The organism is Paenibacillus whitsoniae (genome assembly GCF_003955665.1).
GTDB lineage: Bacteria > Bacillota > Bacilli > Paenibacillales > NBRC-103111 > Paenibacillus_E > Paenibacillus_E whitsoniae.
Genome location: NZ_RXHU01000076.1, coordinates 4016 through 6452, shown reverse-complemented (window position 1 = coordinate 6452; position 2437 = coordinate 4016). Strand labels below are relative to the sequence as shown.

The window sequence follows — 2437 nt, the reverse complement described above, 5'->3', positions numbered from 1 at the left end:
GTCGCATAGCTTCTTCGTTCTATTTCATCTTAATATTGGCCGCAGCTTACTCAGCCGCCGCCGTGCTGTTCAATTTCTCTTTGAGCAGGTTCAGCTGCTCATCCACACGCGCTTGCTTCGCTGCGTCCACAGGCACGTAGCTGCTCACGGAGCCAGCCGGTACGTATGGCTTGCGGGCGATTTCCGCTTCGACTTCCATTTGCATGATTTTTTCTTCCATGCGGTGGAAGCCGCGAGCTGCGTTGCCGCTCTCGATAACGCCGTTGTACGTGACCTGCGCCATTTGTTTCTTCGCTTTCGCAAGTTGAGCGCGGGATACCAGCTCGTTGCGTTTGTTGCGCATTTTGTAGAATTCATCTTTCATTTCGTGAAGCTGCATCGTCAACTCATCAGCGTGCGCTTTCGCCGCAGCATGCAGATCATTGTATTCCGCGATTTTTTCTTCGTGGTACAATTTTTCCTCAAGCGCTTGGCGGGCAATCGCTTCTTGACCGTTCTTGATCGCCGCAGCCGCTTTGGCTTCGCGGTCAGCGACAAGGCGTACGGACTCTTCCAGGCGCTGCTTCATCTTGCGCTCGCTGGCGATTTGGCGCGCTACCGTCACTTCGGCTTGCGCAATTTCCTGCTCCATGTCGCGCAGATATTGGTTCAACATCACAATCGGATCTTCAATTTTATCCAATACCTCGTGAATCGATGCTTTCGTCATATCTTTCATTCTAGTAAATACTCCCATGGTTTACACGTCTCCTTTAGGTTCGTTAGATTGTTTTTCAAAACGAGCGACTTTGGCTCTCAATTCTTCCACTTCGCGTTGCAAAGCTTTCTTTTCAATGTCTTTCATCATTTCATCAATGTTGTTTGCCGGCTTCGCCGCTTCAAAAGCGTTGTGACCGCCACCGTGGTGCGGTGCATGCTGCGGAGGATACGGCTTGGGCGACTGCCATCCGCCTTGGTACGGCTGACGGCCATAAGAATTCATATAAGGATCGTAGGGAGGCTGATCGTAGCCAGGTTCTTTCGGGATGACGATCGCTGCGATAAAGTAGATGAAAATGACGGTGCCGCCCGTGAAGAACGTCGTGATGACAACGAGCAACCGCAGCAGCGTCGCATCGACGTTCATTGCTTCCGCCAAGCCGCCGCATAAGCCGGTCACTTTCTTGTCTCTGCGTGAGCGGTATAGTTTGCTCATGTTCCTGCTCCCTCCTGTTTCAGTCTATTGCGAAGTGCTTCCATCTCGGCGTCTACCGCCGGGTTGCCCCCGCCGTAGAAGCCTTCGCGGCCCATGCGCCGAACATCGCGCAGCGTTCTCGCGTGAAGCTCCATATCGGATACGCGCTCTTCGAGGCGTCCGAACATCCGCGGCGTGCCGTCCTGCATCACGCTGCTTCTTGCATGCAGCCGCTGCTGCAGGCGGGCGGATTCCATTCGGGCCAGGTAGTAGCTGCGTTTATCTGCCACTTCTTTGTAGTCGCTTTTGAGCTGCTGCAGCTCCTCATCCAATTCAAGGATGGATTGCTTCGCTTGCTCGTAAAGCTCGTGGTACTGCGCGCTCTTCTCTTCCGCTTGCAGCTTCTCTTGCAGCACGATGCGGGCCATATGCTCCTCGCCGGCTTTCAAAGCCAGCATCGCTTGATGCTCGCGCTTTTCTTTCGTTTCCAGCGCCGATAAATACTGCGCTCTCAGCGAAGCCGCGTGGCTGACGCACTGCTGATACAACCGCTCCGACTGCTGAATTTGCTCGCGCTGCGAGACTAAGTATTGATCGATGAAGCGAACCGGGTCTTCCGCTCGCTCCAGCTGCTCATTTAACGAAGCAACGGTTATGTCTCTCACTCGCCGAAAAATGCTCATTATCTCATTCCACCTTTTTCACTCTCTGTATTGGAACTCCTTACACCGTTCTGCGTTTCAACATGGAAAACCCATAAGCGATCAAGCCAATCGCCAGGAGAATAATGATCCAGCCTGCCAGCTTGCCAACCAGAATGATGACGCCTAGTCCGGCAATCACCCAAGCCAATTTGCTGCCGTTCTTAATGCCCACATAGCCAAGTGCAACCATCGCCGCCGGAATCACATACCCCATGATGGAGCCAAATAGCGAACCGATATGAATACCGAGATTGTGGAACAAAATCAGGGCACCGAATGCGATCAACACGATCGCTAAGCCTGTATTTCTTTTCACTCTTCATCACCGCCTTTCGTTTGTTGTTGTGGTGTCTTGTTTATAGTTTTATTGTAGGTAAAATGGGGCTTTCCCAAAACGGACCCCGGACGGTATTTCGACCTAGACCTAAGTCGGGGAGGGTCTAAGACCTGTGATGGCGGGCATTTGGCAGGGTGAACATGGGAGGGCTGACCGGTCGATAGAGGAAGGATGCAAAAACGCAGGCATTGCTTCGTTTATTGTTCGATTTGAGGTAAAGCC

General features: G+C 52.5%; 4 protein-coding genes. All 4 read right to left on the bottom strand.

Annotated features, from left to right (window positions below):
• Positions 1 to 46: 46 nt before the first annotated feature.
• The 4 genes from EJQ19_RS23590 to EJQ19_RS23575 are packed head-to-tail and all read right to left on the bottom strand — an operon-like array spanning position 47 to position 2194.
• A complete protein-coding gene (locus EJQ19_RS23590) occupies positions 47 to 736 on the bottom strand; it encodes a PspA/IM30 family protein (protein WP_126143704.1) in 690 nt (229 codons plus the stop codon).
• Between the two features lie 3 nt (positions 737 to 739).
• Positions 740 to 1195, bottom strand: coding sequence for a PspC domain-containing protein (locus tag EJQ19_RS23585; protein WP_126143703.1), 456 nt, complete (start codon positions 1193 to 1195; stop codon positions 740 to 742).
• Complete coding sequence (locus tag EJQ19_RS23580) at positions 1192 to 1857, bottom strand: PspA/IM30 family protein (protein ID WP_126143702.1); 666 nt, start codon at positions 1855 to 1857, stop codon at positions 1192 to 1194. Before EJQ19_RS23580 ends, EJQ19_RS23585 begins: the two co-directional genes overlap by 4 nt.
• Positions 1858 to 1897: 40 nt before the next feature.
• Positions 1898 to 2194 carry a hypothetical protein gene (locus EJQ19_RS23575; protein ID WP_126143701.1) on the bottom strand — a complete coding sequence of 99 codons (297 nt, stop codon included), beginning with the start codon at positions 2192 to 2194 and terminating at the stop codon, positions 1898 to 1900.
• Positions 2195 to 2437: the final 243 nt, after the last annotated feature.

Coding starts and splice junctions, on each gene's coding strand:
- EJQ19_RS23590 (WP_126143704.1), bottom strand. CDS start 736: ATGGGAGTATTTACTAGAATGAAAGATATGACGAAAGCATCGATTCAC.
- EJQ19_RS23580 (WP_126143702.1), bottom strand. CDS start 1,857: ATGAGCATTTTTCGGCGAGTGAGAGACATAACCGTTGCTTCGTTAAAT.
- EJQ19_RS23585 (WP_126143703.1), bottom strand. CDS start 1,195: ATGAGCAAACTATACCGCTCACGCAGAGACAAGAAAGTGACCGGCTTA.